Origin of the sequence: Rhodococcus sp. PvR044 (genome assembly GCF_040548995.1) — a bacterium.
Taxonomy (GTDB): Bacteria; Actinomycetota; Actinomycetes; order Mycobacteriales; family Mycobacteriaceae; genus Rhodococcus_G; species Rhodococcus_G oryzae.
Genome location: NZ_JBEPSX010000004.1, coordinates 1 through 16,343, shown reverse-complemented (window position 1 = coordinate 16,343; position 16,343 = coordinate 1). Strand labels below are relative to the sequence as shown.

18 protein-coding genes and 1 tRNA gene are annotated in these 16,343 nt (G+C 68.8%); 7 read left to right on the top strand and 12 right to left on the bottom strand.

Features of this window, described 5'->3' with window-relative positions; genetic code table 11:
• Positions 1–108 precede the first annotated feature (108 nt).
• Positions 109–1,176, top strand: coding sequence for an ABC transporter permease (locus ABIC28_RS10990; RefSeq protein WP_097212246.1), 1,068 nt, complete (start codon positions 109–111; stop codon positions 1,174–1,176).
• 51 nt (positions 1,177–1,227) lie between these two features.
• Entirely contained in the window at positions 1,228–1,911 is a 684-nt protein-coding gene (locus ABIC28_RS10985) for an ABC transporter ATP-binding protein (protein ID WP_354578870.1), read from the top strand.
• A gap of 91 nt (positions 1,912–2,002) precedes the next feature.
• Here ABIC28_RS10985 and ABIC28_RS10980 read toward each other — a convergent pair whose 3' ends face one another.
• The 4 genes from ABIC28_RS10980 to ABIC28_RS10965 form a co-directional block, all read right to left on the bottom strand.
• Positions 2,003–2,431: a hypothetical protein gene (locus ABIC28_RS10980; protein ID WP_257017508.1), complete on the bottom strand. Its 429-nt coding sequence runs from the start codon at positions 2,429–2,431 to the stop codon at positions 2,003–2,005.
• A gap of 281 nt (positions 2,432–2,712) precedes the next feature.
• Positions 2,713–3,546 carry an SDR family oxidoreductase gene (locus tag ABIC28_RS10975; RefSeq protein ID WP_181320861.1) on the bottom strand — a complete coding sequence of 278 codons (834 nt, stop codon included), beginning with the start codon at positions 3,544–3,546 and terminating at the stop codon, positions 2,713–2,715.
• Positions 3,547–3,648: 102 nt separating this feature from the next.
• A complete protein-coding gene (locus ABIC28_RS10970; RefSeq protein WP_209927368.1) occupies positions 3,649–5,031 on the bottom strand; it encodes an Ig-like domain-containing protein in 1,383 nt (460 codons plus the stop codon).
• Between the two features lie 308 nt (positions 5,032–5,339).
• Positions 5,340–5,483, bottom strand: a complete 144-nt coding sequence (locus tag ABIC28_RS10965) for a hypothetical protein (RefSeq protein ID WP_179800579.1) — start codon at positions 5,481–5,483, stop codon at positions 5,340–5,342.
• Between the two features lie 346 nt (positions 5,484–5,829).
• Here ABIC28_RS10965 and ABIC28_RS10960 point away from each other — a divergent pair, with 346 nt between their 5' ends.
• Entirely contained in the window at positions 5,830–7,245 is a 1,416-nt protein-coding gene (locus ABIC28_RS10960; protein WP_097212397.1) for an aldehyde dehydrogenase family protein, read from the top strand.
• A gap of 109 nt (positions 7,246–7,354) precedes the next feature.
• On the opposite strand, the gene ABIC28_RS10955 is transcribed toward ABIC28_RS10960, so the two are convergent.
• From ABIC28_RS10955 to ABIC28_RS10925, 7 genes are all read right to left on the bottom strand, one after another.
• Positions 7,355–8,785, bottom strand: coding sequence for an Ig-like domain-containing protein (locus ABIC28_RS10955; protein ID WP_209927369.1), 1,431 nt, complete (start codon positions 8,783–8,785; stop codon positions 7,355–7,357).
• Positions 8,786–9,053: 268 nt separating this feature from the next.
• Positions 9,054–9,129 (bottom strand) — tRNA-Ala (locus ABIC28_RS10950).
• Between the two features lie 122 nt (positions 9,130–9,251).
• Positions 9,252–9,953: a phosphoglycerate mutase family protein gene (locus ABIC28_RS10945; RefSeq protein ID WP_209927371.1), complete on the bottom strand. Its 702-nt coding sequence runs from the start codon at positions 9,951–9,953 to the stop codon at positions 9,252–9,254.
• 10 nt (positions 9,954–9,963) lie between these two features.
• Positions 9,964–10,713, bottom strand: coding sequence for a divisome protein SepX/GlpR (gene sepX, locus ABIC28_RS10940; protein ID WP_097212240.1), 750 nt, complete (start codon positions 10,711–10,713; stop codon positions 9,964–9,966).
• Between the two features lie 186 nt (positions 10,714–10,899).
• Positions 10,900–11,556: a GNAT family N-acetyltransferase gene (locus tag ABIC28_RS10935; RefSeq protein WP_097212239.1), complete on the bottom strand. Its 657-nt coding sequence runs from the start codon at positions 11,554–11,556 to the stop codon at positions 10,900–10,902.
• A 3-nt stretch (positions 11,557–11,559) separates the two neighbouring features.
• Entirely contained in the window at positions 11,560–12,819 is a 1,260-nt protein-coding gene (gene glp / locus ABIC28_RS10930) for a molybdotransferase-like divisome protein Glp (RefSeq protein WP_077042639.1), read from the bottom strand.
• Positions 12,820–12,842: 23 nt separating this feature from the next.
• Positions 12,843–13,763: a UTP--glucose-1-phosphate uridylyltransferase gene (locus ABIC28_RS10925; protein WP_097212237.1), complete on the bottom strand. Its 921-nt coding sequence runs from the start codon at positions 13,761–13,763 to the stop codon at positions 12,843–12,845.
• A gap of 87 nt (positions 13,764–13,850) precedes the next feature.
• Here ABIC28_RS10925 and ABIC28_RS10920 point away from each other — a divergent pair, with 87 nt between their 5' ends.
• The 4 genes from ABIC28_RS10920 to mscL all read left to right on the top strand — a co-directional run bounded on the left by ABIC28_RS10920 (position 13,851) and on the right by mscL (position 16,103).
• Positions 13,851–14,444: a 5-formyltetrahydrofolate cyclo-ligase gene (locus ABIC28_RS10920; RefSeq protein WP_257017507.1), complete on the top strand. Its 594-nt coding sequence runs from the start codon at positions 13,851–13,853 to the stop codon at positions 14,442–14,444.
• Between the two features lie 88 nt (positions 14,445–14,532).
• Positions 14,533–14,835: an FmdB family zinc ribbon protein gene (locus tag ABIC28_RS10915; protein WP_097212236.1), complete on the top strand. Its 303-nt coding sequence runs from the start codon at positions 14,533–14,535 to the stop codon at positions 14,833–14,835.
• 89 nt (positions 14,836–14,924) lie between these two features.
• Entirely contained in the window at positions 14,925–15,614 is a 690-nt protein-coding gene (locus tag ABIC28_RS10910) for an SAF domain-containing protein (RefSeq protein ID WP_354578864.1), read from the top strand.
• Positions 15,615–15,710: 96 nt separating this feature from the next.
• Positions 15,711–16,103 (top strand): large conductance mechanosensitive channel protein MscL, encoded by a 393-nt coding sequence (mscL, locus tag ABIC28_RS10905; RefSeq protein ID WP_097212234.1) that lies wholly within the window; start codon positions 15,711–15,713, stop codon positions 16,101–16,103.
• A 145-nt stretch (positions 16,104–16,248) separates the two neighbouring features.
• Here the strand turns inward: mscL and ABIC28_RS10900 are convergent.
• The coding region (locus ABIC28_RS10900; RefSeq protein ID WP_354579191.1) for an MspA family porin at positions 16,249–16,343 on the bottom strand (95 nt) is incomplete at its 5' end.

The window sequence follows — 16,343 nt, the reverse complement described above, 5'->3', positions numbered from 1 at the left end:
CCCGGGGCTCTGACCGGCCGCGATCCGGGAAGTCCAACTTTCGATTGATCCGGGTACCCATCCGTTGCGCGATGCCGGACCGAACCCTCATTCGCGAGGCTGGAAGCCATGTTCCTCAGTATTCGTGACCTCCGATTCGCCAAGGGCCGCTTCGCTCTGATGAGCGCGGTCCTCTTCCTCATCTCGCTGATGGTCGTGATGCTCTCCGGCCTCACGGCCGGGCTCGGGAACCAGTCGATCGCGGCGATCCAGAACGTGGGCGCCGATCGGTTCGCGTTCGGCGAGCCCGCCGAGGGTCAGAAGGTCGCATTCACCGACTCCCAGGTCACCGAGGCCCAGCGGGCACAGCTCGCCTCCACCCCCGGCGTGGACGAGGCCTCGATCCTCGGCATCGCACCCCTCCGGATCACCGCCGACGGTCGCGATGTCAGCGCCAGCGGCTTCGGCGTCGCGGGCGACTCCTTCGCCGCGCCCGTCCCGCTGCACACCGGCGAGATCGCGGTCGACAGGAAGCTCGCGGACGACAACGGCTGGGCCGTCGGCACCACCGTCGACATCGCAGGACACCCGTTCACCATCGGCACGCTCGTCGACGACTCGTACTACAGCCACCAGTCGGTGGTGTGGCTCGACCTCGCCGACTGGCGCCTGCTGCCGACCGCGGGTGACAGCGAGGGCACGACCATCGCACTGCGCACCTCCTCCGACTTCGACGCGGCGGCCGCCGAATCCCTCACCGGTACCGCCATCACCGACGAGAAGGGCGCCCTCAACGCCATCGGCGCATACTCCTCCGAGCGCGGCTCGCTGCTGCTGATGCAGGGCATGCTCCTGGCGATCAGCGCGTTGGTCGTCGGTGCCTTCTTCACCATCTGGACGATCCAGCGCGGCCAGGACCTGGCGGTCCTCAAGGCCGTCGGCGCCTCCACCCGGTACCTGCTCGTCGATGCACTCGGTCAGGGGCTGATCGTTCTCACCCTCGGCGCGGGCCTCGGCACCCTCGCCGCGATCGGGCTCGGCTCGGTGGCCGCGAGTGCGGTCCCGTTCACCCTCACGGTGACCGGCACACTCGTCCCGTTCTTCGCGCTGATCGCGCTGGGCATGCTCGGCGCCGCGGCGGCCCTGACCCGCATCGTCAAGGTCGACCCGCTGACCGCGCTCGGCGCGGCCAGGTAACCGCCGACCGCACCGCAGGCACACGTAAACCCCACGCCTCCAGGAGTATCCATGAGCATCAGACTGAAGAACACGGTCCTCACCTACCCCGACGGCGACACCCGGCTGCGCGCCCTCGACGACGTGTCCCTCACGGTCGAGCGCGGCCAACTCGCCGCGATCACCGGGCCGTCCGGCTCGGGCAAATCCAGCCTGCTCGCCGTCGCGGGCCTGCTGATCACCCCCGACTCGGGCACCGTCACCATCGACGGCACCGACGTCACCGGCCTGGACCGGACGGCCCGCACGACCGTGCGCCGCCAGCAGCTCGGATTCGTCTTCCAGCAGGCCAACCTGATGGCCTCGCTGACCGCAACGGAGCAGCTGCTGATGATCACCCATCTCGGCGGCGGCAGCGTTCGCGGCCAGCGCGCCAGGGCCAGGGACCTGCTGTCCACGTTGGGGCTCGAGAAGCAGCTGGACCGGCGACCGCACCAGCTCTCCGGCGGACAACGGCAGCGGGTCGCGATCGCGCGCAGCCTGATGAACGATCCGTCGGTGTTGCTCGTCGACGAGCCGACCTCGGCGCTGGACGAGGACCGCAGCCGCGAGATCGTCGCGCTGCTGGCCACCCTCAGCCACGAACGCAACGTGGCGACCGTGATGGTCACCCACGATCTCAGCCAGCTCGACCTGGTCGACGGCGTCTACGAGATGCACAGCGGGATGCTGACGACGGCGACAGTGCCTGCATAGCTGCCCTCGGGGCACCTACACGCGAGTGTGCCCTCGCCGAAAGCGGGGGCACACCAGCTGCGTCGAAGCGCTCGACCTGGACCGTCGGATCTTAGGGACCGACGTCCGGTGCGCCGGGGCCACCGGGACCACCGGGGAGGGGTTCCTTCGGGCCAGCAGGCGGCGCGGCCTGACCCGGATCGAGAACATCGGAATCGCCGACGTGGCCGGGTCCCTCGAAGGGCCCCTTCGGGTCGGCCGGGGGCTCGGCCTGACCGGGATCGAGAACATCGGAATCGCCGACCTTGCCCGGACCCTCGAACGGGCCCTTGGGCGGGCGCGGCGGATCGACCACCGGCGGCACGACAACCGGCTCGACAACCGGCTGCTGCACGGGATGCGCGACCGGAGCCGGGGCAGGCAGAGCGGCCTGCGGAGCGACGACGGGGCCCGGATCAGCGCTGTACGAACCCGGATTCCCGGCACCGCCGTCCTGGGGACCGGGATCGACTGGGCCGGGCTGCTCCCCATCGCGATTCACCGCGTTCTCCCGCTCCACCTGCAGCGGCGCACTCTGTCCCTGGCCCGGTACGGGCGTGCCGACTGTGCTGTCACCGCACGCCGACAAGGTGGCGATACCGGCGAGCGAGAACCCGGCCACGGCGAGTGCGGCGATGACATTGCGGGAAGTGACGTTGCGGGTAATGGGTGCCTCCTGGGGTTTCGGCGAGCCGCTTGGCTGCTACACCCAGCCTCCGGCACCACCGTTGCCCCAGATAGGCACCCAAGGGTCATCGCCACCCACCCTCGAGGGCACTCGATTCAGACCGGCGGCAGGAGCTTGCTGAACTGGTCGTTGGCCTTCTGCATCACGAACTCGTACGGCGGGGCGAACTTGCGCGCCCACCAGTAGCCGAACCGGATGTCGTTCGATGTGTAGACCAGATAGCGGTTCTTCTTGATGCCGCGGACGATGCACTCCGCGACCCTCTCCGGCGAGACCGCACGCTTCTCGAAGCGGTGCACCAGCTTTCGAATCCGCGGATCATCCCGGTCCACCCCGGCGATCTGTACGGTTCCGACCAGCGGGGTCTTCACTCCCCCCGGCACCACGAGGCTGACGCCGATGCCGTGCCGCTTGAGATCGAAGCGCAGGACCTCGGAAACGCCGCGGAGGCCGAACTTGCTTGCACTGTAGGCGGCGTGCCACGGCAACGCGAGCAGGCCTGCAGCGGAGGAGACGTTGACAAGGTGCCCGCCGCGGCCGGCGCGCACCATCGGCGGCACGAAGTTCTCGATGATGTGGATGGGCCCCATCAGGTTGACATCGACCATCGACTTCCAGTGCCGGTGTTCGAGGTTCTCCACGGTGCCCCAGGCGGAGATTCCCGCGACGTTCATCACCACGTCCATGGCGCCGTGCGCATCGTCGATCTCCGTCGCCCACACGGTGACGGCGTCGTAGTCGGACACGTCCAGCGCCTTCGAGGCGGTCACCGCGCTTCCTGCCATGGCCACCGTCTCGGCCAGGCCGACCGCGTTGATGTCGGTGAGGAACAGCTCGGCCCCCTCCGCCGCGGAGGCAAGGGCCGTCGCCCGGCCGATCCCGCTACCAGCCCCGGTGATCAGGCATTTCTTCCCCCGCAGGTCCTTCACGATGGCCTTCCCTCACGTCGTCCCGGTCGCTCACGCGGAGTCTAACGACAACGGCGCCCCGCCCAGGGAGATCCGGGGCGGGGCGCCGTCAGCTGTGAGCGATCAGGAACCGAAGGCCGGGAGCGAGCCGCCGCCGTCACCGGGAACCGGCTCGTCCTGGACGGTGACCGTCGTGGACGCCTCCGAACCGAGGTATCCCGGCGCACCGGAGTACACCGCGCGGACGTCACGCACGCCGCTGGTGGTGAACAGGTAGCTCACGCTGGCCTGCCCGTCCTTCACTCCAGCCGGGTTGCCGAGCGGCTCCGCGCCGCTGAAGAACTGGACGGTGCCGCCGTTCGCCCTCGGGGCGACGTTGGCCCGCAGGAACACGTACACACCCTTCTGCGCGACCGCCGGGACATTCAGAGTGGTCGTGGTCGCGACGTCAGCCGCACCCGGATCCGTGATGTTCAGGGTCTGGGCGACGGAGGTGGAGCCGGCGAACCCGGGGGCACCGGAGAACACCGCGGTGATCGTCTTGTTGCCGGGCACCGTGAAGTTCTGGGTCACGCTGGCCTTGCCGTCGGCACCGACCGGCGCGGTCCCCAGCACGGTGAGGCCGTTCTTGAAGGTGAGCGTGCCTGCACCGGGGAACGGGGAAACCTGCGCCTCGATGATCACGTCGACATTGATCGGGGACGAGGCGGGCATGATGAGCGTCGTCTGCGTCGTCTGATCGCCCGGGTCGACGGTGACCGACTGCACGGCCGACACCGATTCGGTCGCGAACGGCGTCGCGAGGAACTTCGCGGTCAGGTCGTGCGGACCGGCCTGGTTGGCGGCAGGCTTCCACTTGAACGAGGCAGCCCCCGCGGCATCAAGCGCGCCTGAGCCGATCTCGTTCGTGCCGGAGAAGAACTTCACGAGGTCGCCCGCGCGGCCGCCGAGCACCTTGGACTTCAGCGTCGACTCGACGCCCGCCTTCAGCGGACCGACCGGCTCGAGCACGGTGGTGCTGACGTTCTTGGTCACCACGTACGCCGGACCGAGGGTGAGGTTCTCCCCCGAGGACGCGACGGCGCCGTACTTGATGCCGGTGTTCAGAGCCACCTCCCTGGCGCAGTTGGCCCCGATCACGTATTGGAACTCGAAGGTCGGCGAGGTGGACGCATCCCAGCTGCCCGCGACCCGGAGCAGGCCCGCACCGTTGCTCGCCAGCGGCACGGGGAGGCCGGCGACCTTCGCCGAGTCCTTCTTGTAGGTAAGGCAGGTGTTGCGGTGATCCTCGAACCAGTTGACGGTGTCGGTCCCGGCGATCGTGGTGGACACCGTGACCACCTCACCCTCGGCCGGTGCGACGTTGCTGATCGTGCGGGTGAAGTTCTTACCCCCGTCCGCCCATGTGATCGTCGCGGGCGCGGCGCTCGCGCCACCCGCTCCCAGCGTCACCGCGAACCCCGCGATGACCGCGAAAGCGCCTCCCATCGCAATGGTGCGGCGCACAGACCTCCCCGACATGCATTTCCTCCCAAAGACGAGGGCTCCCACACGTGTTGGGGTTGCCCTGTTGTGTCGTCACGTTGTGTCGTCACGGAATCCGACTCACCCGCAGCGGAGCCGTCGGCGTGCACAGAATCGAGCAGAAGTAGACCACGCCGGTCCCGCGCCCGACGTCGTTTTGGCATAAGAAAGTGGACGGTTGTGCAAGTCATCGCGACCCGGTCGCGCACGGCGCCGAGCGGCCGCGAACGGGCGCTCGAACGGAACGCATCTGCGCAGCTACGGCGCGCGCGTCCCGCCCGTCACAGGCGTCACAGCCTGGTGGACATCTCGTCCTGGTAGTCCCGGATCGTCTTCTCGATGGTGTCGGCATCCTCCGGATCCCCATGGCGGCGAGCCTCGTCCGCGCGATCCCGCAACGTCCTGATCGCCTTGCGCAATTCGTTGTCGGTCATCCTGTGATCCATATCACCAAGTGTGCCCGGCTCGGCGACTCGAGGCCAGTGCTGAATCCGGCACGATGCGCGATGGCGAGCCTTGACGCTCACGCCGCACGCGACGAGTGTTGATCACATGTATTCGGGGGCCTCGCGCCCCGATGGAAGGGTCGCGAGGACATTCGCGAAGTCGCATACGTACGAACCGCGCCACGGCTCGTGCGGGCACCCCTTGACCAGCGTGGAGACCACCGGCTCCCGCGCAGTCCGCACCCGCCTCGACCGCGGCCTCCGCCGTTTCGCCCGCGCTCCCGCAACCGATGTGGTGAGTCCGGCCTTCTTCGCACGCAAGGAAGAGGCAGCCATGAAGAGCGATCTGCACGCAGCACCCGAAGTCACCCATTCGCCGGTCCCGATTCCCGAGGTGGTCGCGGCGCTGCGCGCGACCTACGCCTCGGGCCGCACCAGGCCCGCGGCGTGGCGGATCGAGCAACTGCGCGGCATCGAGCGATTGCTGGACGAGCGTGAGGGCGAGATCGCACAGGCCCTCGCCGAGGATCTCGGGCGCGACGCCTTCGAGACGTGGATGTCCGACATCCTCACCGCCAAGAGCGAGGCCGCCTACGCACGCAAACGGGTGCGCCGGTGGATGCGCCCCCGGCCGCGGCCGCTGCCGCTGAACCAGATGCCCGCGCTGGGATGGGTGCAGTACGAGCCGCTGGGGGTGGTGCTCGTCATCGGGTCCTGGAACGTTCCGCTGACGGTAACCCTCGGACCGTTGGTCGGTGCCGTGTCGGCGGGGAACTGCGCTGTCGTCAAGCCGTCGGAGCTGACCCCGGCGACGTCTCGCCTGCTGGCCCGGCTGCTCCCGAAGTACCTCGACGCCGAGGCCATCGCCGTGGTCGAGGGCGACGGGCGTACCACCCAGACCCTGCTCGCCCAGGGCTTCGATCATGTGTTCTTCACCGGCGGCACCGAGATCGGCCGGAAGATCCTGGCCGGGGCCGCGCCGCACCTGACCCCGGTGACCCTCGAGCTCGGCGGCAGGAACCCGGCGATCGTCATGCGGGACGCGAACCTCGCCGTCACCGCCCGCCGGATCGCCTGGACGAAGGTGTTCATCTCGGGCCAGTCCTGCATCGCGGCCGACTACGTGCTGGTCGAGCGCGCCGTCCGGGACGAGCTGGTCGATCGAATAGTCCGCAGTCTCACCGAGTTCCGGTCTGCGGCAACTACGCGGGGCGTTCGCATCGTCAACGAGCGCCAGTTCGACAGGTTGGCCGGGTACCTCGCGAGCACCGGGGCCACAGTCGCGTTCGGCGGCGGTACCGATCGGGCCACTCTGACGGTCGAGCCCACCGTGCTGGTGGACCCGAGCCCCGAGGATCCGGTCATGCGCGAGGAGGTCTTCGGCCCGATCCTGCCGGTGCTTGCCGTCGACTCGTTGGACGAGGCGACCGCATTCGTCAACGCGCGGCCGAAACCCCTGGCCGCTTATGTCTTCACGAGGTCGGCGCGGACTCGCCGTCGGGTGCTGTCCGAAGTCAGCTCGGGCGGGGCGGTGGTCAATCACCTCACCCTCCAGGAGGTGGTGCCCCAGCTCCCGTTCGGCGGCGTCGGCGCCAGCGGGATGGGGCGATACCACGGTAGGTGGGGGTTCGAGACCCTCAGCCACCGAAAGGCTGTGCTGCTCAAGCCGTTCAAACCCGATCCCCGGTTCTTCTACCCGCCCTACACCGACCGGACGATCAAGCTGATGCACAGGATGCTCGGGGTTTGAAGGTCGACGCCGACGGGGCTCCATACGGGTGTGGCCCCCGACGACGAATCGTCGGGGGCCACTTCCGGTGTTCAGCTCGCTCCGCCAGGGACAGCCCGGCGGAACCCGATCAGGATCCGAAGATCGATCCAAGGCTGCCTGCGCCGCCGGGGGTGCCACCGCCGGTGCCCGTCACCACGACGGATTCCTGGTCGGCGGACGCGTTCACGGTGCCCGAACCGGAATACTCGGCGGTGATGACGCGCTGACCCTCGTTCGCGGGAGTCCACGAGAGGCCGGCCTGGCCGCCCGCGTTCACCGGCGCGGTGCCGATGACGATGTCGCCGTCCTTGAACGTGACCGTGCCACCCGCGTCGCCGGGAGTGACCTGCGCCGAGATCGTCTGCGCCGCGCCGACCTTGGGAGCGCCACCCAGGGTGAGCACCGTGGTCGAGTTGGTGTTACCCGCAGGCGCCTCCGCGACGGTCACCGTCGCGTTGGCGGTCGACCCCGTGACGCCGGAGCGCCCGGAGAACGTCGCGGCGATCGAGTGGCTGCCCGCGGTGGACGGCACCCACGTGTAGGTGGCCACGCCATTGGTATCGACCGGCACGTCAGCCAGCGTCGCCGCGCCGTCCTTGAACGCCACGGTGCCGCCTGCGCCCGTGGGCGACACGGTCGCCTTCAGCACGGTGGACCGACCGACCTCAGCGCCCGAGATCGGGGCGAGCACGGTCGAGGACACCGCATCTGCCTGCGAGACCTGCACGGTCTGCACCGGCGACTGCGAGCCCTCGGCCCGCGGGGTCGCCAGGAACTTCGCGGACAGGCCGTGCGCGCCCCGGGTGGCGGGCGTCCAGTTGAACGTTGCCTCGCCTGCACCGTTGAGCGCGGCCTGACCGATCTTCACCGCTCCGTCGAAGAACTCGACGGGATTGCCCTCGGCACCACCGGTCACGGTCGCCTTCAGCGGAACCGACTGGCCGACCTGCACGTTGGGCGGCGTGGCCAGAGCGGTCGTGGAGGTGTTGATCCGCACCGAGACCGTGGGTCCCTTGTCCTGGTAGGTGCCGGAACCGAGCGAGCCGCCGTAATGCACCGTCGTCATCAGCGGGACGGTGCGGTCACAGTTCGCGCCGACCTTGTAGGAGAACTCGAACGTCCGCAGGTTGGGGCTGATGTGCGGGTACAGCGGCCACTCGACGCTGCTGCCCTTCACCTTCGCGAAGTCCGCGCCCTGGCTGTCCAGGCCGCGCGGCGAGCCGTCCACCTTCGCCGAACCGTCCACGTAGGTCAGGCAGGTCGGGTGGACGTCCTTGACCTCGTAGATGTACTCGACGACGCCGCCGGTCCTGTCGAACTGGGTGGTCGAGGTGATGATGTCGCCCTCGGCGGGGGTGGTGTCGCTGATCGTGCGGGTGATCCGCTCGCTGCCGTCGTCCCACGTCACGCTCGCAGGCGCCGCGCCCGCGACACCCGCGCCCACCGTTGCCGCGAACCCGGCCGACAACGCCAGCACGCCGGCCCCGCCAACCACGCGACGAATGCTCTTGTCAGACATACATTTCCCCTCTATGCGGCAGACCGCGGACACAGAAAGACGTCCAGGCCGTCCAGATTTTGTAAATGACCAGCGCCCCTCCGTCGCACCGGCGATGACGTCCCGGGCCGCTGAGGCGAGATGAAGTAGATCACATTCAACATGCGCCGAATGTCTCTTTCGTGAATGACATGGACAGCTGTCCGATAGCCTGTCGGCCGAGCGCTTCCCCGCGGGGTGGGCCGGCAACGCAAAAGGCGCCCCTCCCGGAGGAGAAGCGCCTTTCGACTGGTGGAGCTGAGGGGAATCGAACCCCTGACCTCTTCGATGCGAACGAAGCGCGCTACCAACTGCGCCACAGCCCCGAACCACGCTCCCGTAGGAACGCTCGGCAACTGTAGCAGCCCGGCCCGCCACAGAAAAAATCGCCCGGTCCGGAGGGGATTCACCTCGCAACGGCGGCGTTTCCGACCCTGCCGAACGCGGGTCACTCGGGGCAGGCGACGCCCGCCCGAGTGGTGTCCAGGATGGTCTGTCCCTCCGGGACGGCCCGCCACTGATCGAACGGCTGCTCCAGTGCGAACCGGCCGTCGGCCTGCCGTACCAGCGTCCGGGTCTCGGCGTTGCCCGGGTTGTTCAACGACTCGAAGTATTCGACCGACCAGTGGAACCAGCGCATGCAGAACAGCCGCATGGTCAGCCCGTGCGTCACCACGAGAGTGTTCGGCGGGAACCCGGGCTTGGCGCGATGCCGGTACAGCGTCTCCATGAAGGTGCTCACGCGATCGAAGACGTCGGCGCCCGATTCACCCTCGTTGAACCGATAGAAGAAGTGCCCGTAGGTGTTGCGCAGCCCGGTCTGCCGGGCGATCTCGTCCGGGTCCTGGTAGTTCGCCCAGTCCTGCTCGCGCAGGCGCGGTTCCTCGATCCGACGCTCGATCAGATCGTCGATGCCGAGCGCCTCGAGGGTCTGGTAGGCCCGCAGGTACGGCGAGACGTACACACAGACCTTCTGCCCGTCGAACTGTTCGCGCAGTCGCTCCCCCGCGACCCTGGACTGCTCCACGCCGCGCGCGGTCAACGGGATCCGGTAGTCGGGCACCCGCTCGTAGATCCCCGGATCGATGTTCGCCTCGGACTCGCCGTGCCGGAGCAGCACGATCCTCTCCTGCACGGCTCCGTCCGCCATCCGCGTCAGGCTACTGACCGACGACTCGGCGCATCTCCTGAGGAGCCGCCTCCTCCTCGAACCGGATGTCGTAGTGCTCGAGGTGCTCGAACACCGGGTCCTCGTCGTCCACTTCGAGCACCACCGCCCCGGGCCTGCGCAGCCGCGACGGGATCAACCGCAGCTCGTCGTCCTCGCGGGACTCCACCCCGAGCCGGGAGCGGCTCAGGCGTGCCATGCGGCGACGTCGGATCTCCTGCTCGAACTGGACCTGCCTGCGCATGTAGGCCAGGTACCCGCCGAGGCCGACAAAGGCGGCCGCGGCGACCCACCACAGCATCGGCGTCACAATGAGCGCGAGCGCCGCCGACATGATCGTCAGCAGGATCAGACCGAGGACGGCACGCTGCCGGAATCCGTACCGCGCGGCCCGCGCGAGGGCATCGGCCTCGGGGTCGAACCCGCCGCGACCGCGGCGCTGTGGGACGTACTCACGAGCCGCAGCCCGCTCGTCGTCCAACTCGTCGACTTCTACCTGGGTGTCCATGCGGTCCTCCGCATACCTGGGGCGAGTGGGTTCGCGGCGCCAGTTCGGGTCGCTGCGGTGTCCTGAGGCGGGTCCGCGGTGCTGCTGACGCGCGAGCTGGTCGCGGTCGAGCACACGGGTCGCCAGTGCTGCATCGGTGGTCTGACGGATTCTGGGGCGACGTTTCACCTGCATGGGCAGCAGGACGAACAGCCACATCCCGACCAAGGCGATCCACAGGATCGAGTTCGGCATACCGGCGACCTCCCTCCCAGTCGTCTACCAGCACATATGACTCAATCAGCCCATTCAGGCTAATTGCCACGGCGCGCAGTTCCCCGCAGACGCGCCGACTCAACTTTCCCAACTGTCACAATAGTCACTCGCTCCAGTGGTGTTTTGCACTACCCGTCACCAAGCGGATCCGCCCGGGTCAGGCGGTCACCCCCAGGCGGCCTTGCCCGCCCGGACCAACCGGTCGCTGACGGTGCCCTCGACCTCCTCGATCGTCATCGCCACCAGCAGGTGATCGCGCCACGCACCGTCCACGTCCAGGTACCGGCGCAACAGTCCCTCCTCGCGGAACCCGACGTTGCGCAGCACCGCCTGACTGGCCAGGTTCTCCGGGCGGACGGTGGCCTCGACCCGGTGCAACCCGAGCGCGCCGAAGCTGTGGTCGAGCCCGAGCGCCACCGCGGCGGTGGCCACCCCCTGACCACCCACCTCCCTGGTCACCCAGTAGCCGATCCACGCGGACCGCAGCGCCCCGCGCACGACGTTTCCGATCGTCAGCTGCCCACAGAACTTTCCGTCGAGTTCGATGACCAGTGGCACCATCCGGCCCTTGCGCGCCTCCGAGCGCAGCGAGGCACACAGCCCGGGCCAGTTCCCCATGTGATGGCGGTCCTCCCACGGGCCCTCACCGGTCGGCTCCCACGGTTCGAGATGCTCCTGGTCGCGAATTCGGATACGGCTCCAGGCCGCGGCGTCACGCAGCCGGATCGGGCGCAACGTCACCCGTCCGGCGCCCACCGTCAGCGGACCCAGATGCGCCGGCCAACCCGGGTGAATCGAGTACTTGCGCAGCGATGTGCCCAACCCTCAGCCTCGCTGCGCAAGGAAGGCCACGTCGACCTCGTCGCCGGTCCGGACCTCGGTGACCTCCGGAGCGACCAGGACGAGGCAGTTCGCCTCCGCCAGCGTCGCCAGGAGGTGCGAGGAGGCGCCTGGCGCCCCACCGAGGGCCTGCACCAGGTACTCCCCCGTCGACTCGTCGCGCATCAGCTGCCCACGCAGGAAGCCCTTGCGGTTCTCGATCGAGGTGATCGGTGCCACCGTGCGCGCGGTCACCACCCGGCGCATCGGCTGCCTACGGCCGAGGGCGATCCGGATCAGCGGCCGGACCATCACCTCGAACACGACCAGCGCACTGACCGGGTTGGACGGCAACAGGAACGTCGGCACCTCGTCGCGGCCGAGCTGACCGAACCCCTGCACCGATCCCGGGTGCATCGCCACCCGCTCCACCTCGAGGTCGCCGAGGTCACGCAGCGCCTCCCGGACCTGATCGGAGGCCCCGCCGCCGACCGCGCCCGCGATGACGACGATCTCCGAACGGATCAGCTGACCCTCGACCACCTCGCGCAGGCGACGGGGATCGGTGCCGGCGATGCCCACCCGGTTCACGTCGGCGCCTGCGTCGCGCGCGGCGGCGGCGAGCGCGTACGAGTTCACGTCATAGACCTGACCGGGACCGGGGGTGCGGTCGATGTCGACGAGCTCGCCGCCGACGGAGATGACCGACAGCCGCGGTCGGGGATGCACCAGCACCTTGTCGCGCCCCACCGCGGCGAGCAGACCGACCTGGGCGGCGCCGATGATGGTGCCCGCGCGCACCGCGACGTCGCCGGGCTGCACATCGTCGCCGATGCGCCGGACGTAGTCACCGGAACGGACCGGCCAGAGCACCTTCACGCGGTTCAGGCCGCCATCGGTGCGGTCGAGCGGCAGGACCGCATCGGCGAGGGTCGGCAGCGGCGCCCCGGTGTCCACGCGCACCGCCTGACGCGGCTGCAGCCGGATCGGTTGGCGCGAACCCGCGGCGACCTCGCCGACCACGGGCAGGGTCACCTCGACGGGCTCGTCGTCCTCGCCCCGGTTCTCCCCGCCTGCACCGGCGACATCGACGCTGCGCACCGCGTAACCGTCGATCGCGGCCTGATCGAATCCCGGCAGCGGGCGCTCGGTGACCACCTCTTCGGCACACAGCAGACCCTGAGCCTCCGAGATCGCCACCCGGACCGGCCGGGGTGCGACCGCGGCGGCCGTCACTCTCGTCTGCTGCTCCTCAACCGAGCGCATGTAGTCACTGCCTCCCGACCCCACTAATGTCCCGTCTGCCGCAGTCTCTGGGTGAGCCAGTCGCGCAGTGAAGGACCGTATTCGTCACTGTCCAGGGCAAAGTCAACCGCAGCCCGCAGGTAGCCTCCGGGATTTCCGAGGTCGTGTCTCGACCCACGGTGCACCACCACGTGCACCGGGTGTCCCTCCGAGATCAGCAACGCGATCGCATCGGTCAACTGCAACTCGCCACCCTGACCCGGGGTGATCCGGCGCAACGCATCGAAGATGGCCCGGTCCAACAGGTACCGGCCCGCCGCCGCGAACGTCGACGGCGCATCCTCCGGCTTCGGCTTCTCCACCATCCCGACGACCTTGAGGACGTCCGGATTCGTAGCGTCCGGCACCTCCTCGACATCGAAGACGCCGTACGCACTGACCTGATCCTTGGGCACATCGATCGCGCACAACACGCTGCCGCCGCGCTTCTCCCGGACCCGGACCATCGTCTCGAGCACCCCACGCGGCATCACCAGGTCATCGGGCAACAGGACCGCGATCGCATCCTCGTCGTCGTCGAGCACGCACTCCACGCACCCGACGGCGTGACCGAGCCCGAGCGGCTCCTCCTGGATCACCGACTCCACCTCGAGCAGGCCCTGCGCCTTGCGGACCTTCTCGAGCAGGTGCGACTTGCCGCTGGCCTCGAGCTTGCTCTCGAGCACCAGGTCCTCGACGAAGTGCGCGACGACCCCGTCCTTGCCCTCCGAGGTGACGATCACCAGCCTGCTGGCACCGGAATCGGCGGCCTCACCGGCGACCAGCTCGATACCCGGCGTGTCCACCACCGGGAGCAATTCCTTCGGCACCGTCTTGGTCGCGGGCAGGAACCTGGTGCCCAGACCCGCCGCGGGCACCACCGCCGTGCGGAAGTGCCTGTTCTTGTTGGTGCCGGCCTGTGTCATGAGCACACCCTATCCATCTCGTCCGTGCGCACCGGATTCTAGGGTGAGCACGATGGGAACGCGGATCAGGGGAACAGGGTGGCATCGGTGACCGAGGTGACGACGAAAGCGCAGTGGCGGGCCAGGGTGCTCGCCGCGCGTCGTTCACGCGACGCCGTGACCAGGGAGGCGGAAGACCGCGCCCTCGCCGCTGCAGCGACGGCGCTCGGCGACACGCTCGGACCCGACGCCACGGTCTGCGCATATGTGCCGGTCGGGGTCGAACCGGGATCGACGGCGCTCCTCGACGCCCTCCTGCCTCGGGTCGGACGGGTCCTGTTGCCCGTGGCCAGGGATCCCGGCCCGCTGTACTGGGCGGAGTATCACGGCACCGAGGCCCTGGTCAGCGCACCGTTCGGCCTGCGCGAACCCGGGCAGCCGCACTTACCGCCCTCGGCGATCTCGGAGGCGAAGGCGATCTTGATCCCGGCGCTCGCGGTCGACGAACGGGGGGTCCGTCTCGGTCGGGGCGCGGGTTTCTACGACCGGACCCTCGACCTCGCCGATCCGGCCGCCCGCCTGATCGCGGTGGTCCGCGACGACGAAGTGGTCGGCGAGCTGCCCGACGAGTCACACGACATCCGGGTCGGCTGGGTCCTCACCCCGGTCGGCGGGCTTCGTGCACTGGGAATAGGAAGCTGATTACCGGCGTTGGCACTCCTGACTGTAAAGTGCTAACGCCTGCCGTATCACCACCCAGGCCTGAGTACCCCGTGCGGAGGATCCTTCAGTGCCCACCTACTCGTATGCCTGCACCGAATGCAGCAACCGGTTCGACATCGTCCAGTCCTTCACCGACGACACCCTGACCGTGTGCTCCGAGTGCTCCGGCAAGCTGCGCAAGCTGTTCAACTCCGTCGGCATCGTCTTCAAGGGCAGCGGTTTCTACCGCACCGACAGCCGCGGTAGCGGCGGCACAGCCAGCGAGCCCGCCAAGTCCGATTCGTCGGCGTCCTCGACCCCCGCGAGCAGCCCGTCGACCAGCACGTCGACGTCCACCGCGAGCGCGGGCGCGACCTCGTCTGCCACCTAGCCCCCTAGGTTCTCCACAGCCATCCGATCCCTCCACAGGCGCGCCCTGCGGCGACTCCGACGGCCGGCCACGGCCCCTAGCGTGGCCCCATGGACCGCGCACCGATCCCCGGCAGCCGTCGCGCCGACCGGCTCGACCCGACATGGGCCGACCGGCTCTCCCGACTGACCCGGCCGGGATCGGCCCGCGTCGCCGTCGCCCGCCGGGTGCTCGCCGGCGCACTGGCCCTGACCGCCGTGATCCTGCTGCTGCGCGGCGACCCGTCAGACGATCAGGTGGCCGTCGTCGCGGCCGCACGCGACCTGACGCCCGGCCTGGTCCTGCGCGCCGACGACGTGCGGCTCGTGCAGCTGGGCGCCGCGACGGTGCCCACGGGCGCCCTGCGCGGCATCGAGGACGCCATTGGCCACACCCTGACCGGCCCCGCCAGGGCGGGCGAGACCCTGACCGACCTCCGCATGCTCGGTCCCCGCCTGGCCAACGCGGCCACCAACTCGCCCGACGCCCGCGTGGTTCCGATCCGACTCGCCGACCCCGAAGTGACCGACCTGTTACGCGAGGGCGACCGGGTGGACGTGCTGACCGTGAACTCCGACACCGAGGGGCCCGAGCCCGACGCCCGGGTACTGGCCTCCGCCGCGACGGTGATCCTGGTGTCCCCCAATGATTCCGCCCGAGGTGCACGCGAGCGGGTTGTGATGCTCGCGCTGCCCGCAGGCGAGGCGACCACGGTCGCCGCGGCCTCGTTGTCGACAGCGCTGACGGTCACGTTCCACTGACGCCCGGACGGTCGTCCGGTTGCCCCGCGAGGTCCGGTGTCCATAGCATTTCCCTGTCCGAGAGCATCACCAGCCGACGGAACGGAGACCCAACTCATGTTGAAGGGCTTCAAGGACTTCCTGCTCAAGGGAAACGTGCTCGACCTGGCCGTCGCGGTGATCGTCGGCGCGGCCTTCACCGCCATCGTCACCGCATTCACCACAAATATCGTCGAACCCCTCATCGCCGCTCTCGGCGGCTCGAACGAAATGGGCTTCGGCTTCCAGATCACCGACAGCCCGGAGACGTTCGTGAACATCGGCGCCGTGATCACCGCGGCGATCAACTTCATCATCATCGCGGCCGTCGTGTACTTCATCCTCATCGTTCCCTACAACCACACCAAGGAGCGGTACATGAGGCAGGAGGAGAAGGAGGCAACGGACATCGAGTTGCTCACCGAGATCCGCGACCTGCTGGGCAGCGACACCGCAAGGCATCGGGGCTGAGGAGGCGGACACACGTTGGGCCCGTACCGAATTCGGTACGGGCCCAACGTTTCCAGATCAGGTCGGTGTAGTTTCGAGCGACCTGCAAGCAGTCACTAGCGGCGTAGTTTCGAGCGACCTGCAAGCAGTCGCTAGCGGCGTCTGATCAGCCGATGCTGAAGGGCTGTCCCCAGAGGGTGACGGTGCCCTTGACGTTCTCGGTGTCGACGGTGACGTTGACGTAGGAGCGGGCCTGCGCGT

Coding starts and splice junctions, on each gene's coding strand:
- ABIC28_RS10925 (WP_097212237.1), bottom strand. CDS start 13,763: ATGACACAGGCCGGCACCAACAAGAACAGGCACTTCCGCACGGCGGTG.
- ABIC28_RS10945 (WP_209927371.1), bottom strand. CDS start 9,953: ATGGCGGACGGAGCCGTGCAGGAGAGGATCGTGCTGCTCCGGCACGGC.
- ABIC28_RS10965 (WP_179800579.1), bottom strand. CDS start 5,483: ATGACCGACAACGAATTGCGCAAGGCGATCAGGACGTTGCGGGATCGC.
- glp (WP_077042639.1), bottom strand. CDS start 12,819: ATGCGCTCGGTTGAGGAGCAGCAGACGAGAGTGACGGCCGCCGCGGTC.
- sepX (WP_097212240.1), bottom strand. CDS start 10,713: ATGCCGAACTCGATCCTGTGGATCGCCTTGGTCGGGATGTGGCTGTTC.
- ABIC28_RS10910 (WP_354578864.1), top strand. CDS start 14,925: ATGGACCGCGCACCGATCCCCGGCAGCCGTCGCGCCGACCGGCTCGAC.
- mscL (WP_097212234.1), top strand. CDS start 15,711: ATGTTGAAGGGCTTCAAGGACTTCCTGCTCAAGGGAAACGTGCTCGAC.
- ABIC28_RS10985 (WP_354578870.1), top strand. CDS start 1,228: ATGAGCATCAGACTGAAGAACACGGTCCTCACCTACCCCGACGGCGAC.
- ABIC28_RS10960 (WP_097212397.1), top strand. CDS start 5,830: ATGAAGAGCGATCTGCACGCAGCACCCGAAGTCACCCATTCGCCGGTC.
- ABIC28_RS10955 (WP_209927369.1), bottom strand. CDS start 8,785: ATGTCTGACAAGAGCATTCGTCGCGTGGTTGGCGGGGCCGGCGTGCTG.
- ABIC28_RS10990 (WP_097212246.1), top strand. CDS start 109: ATGTTCCTCAGTATTCGTGACCTCCGATTCGCCAAGGGCCGCTTCGCT.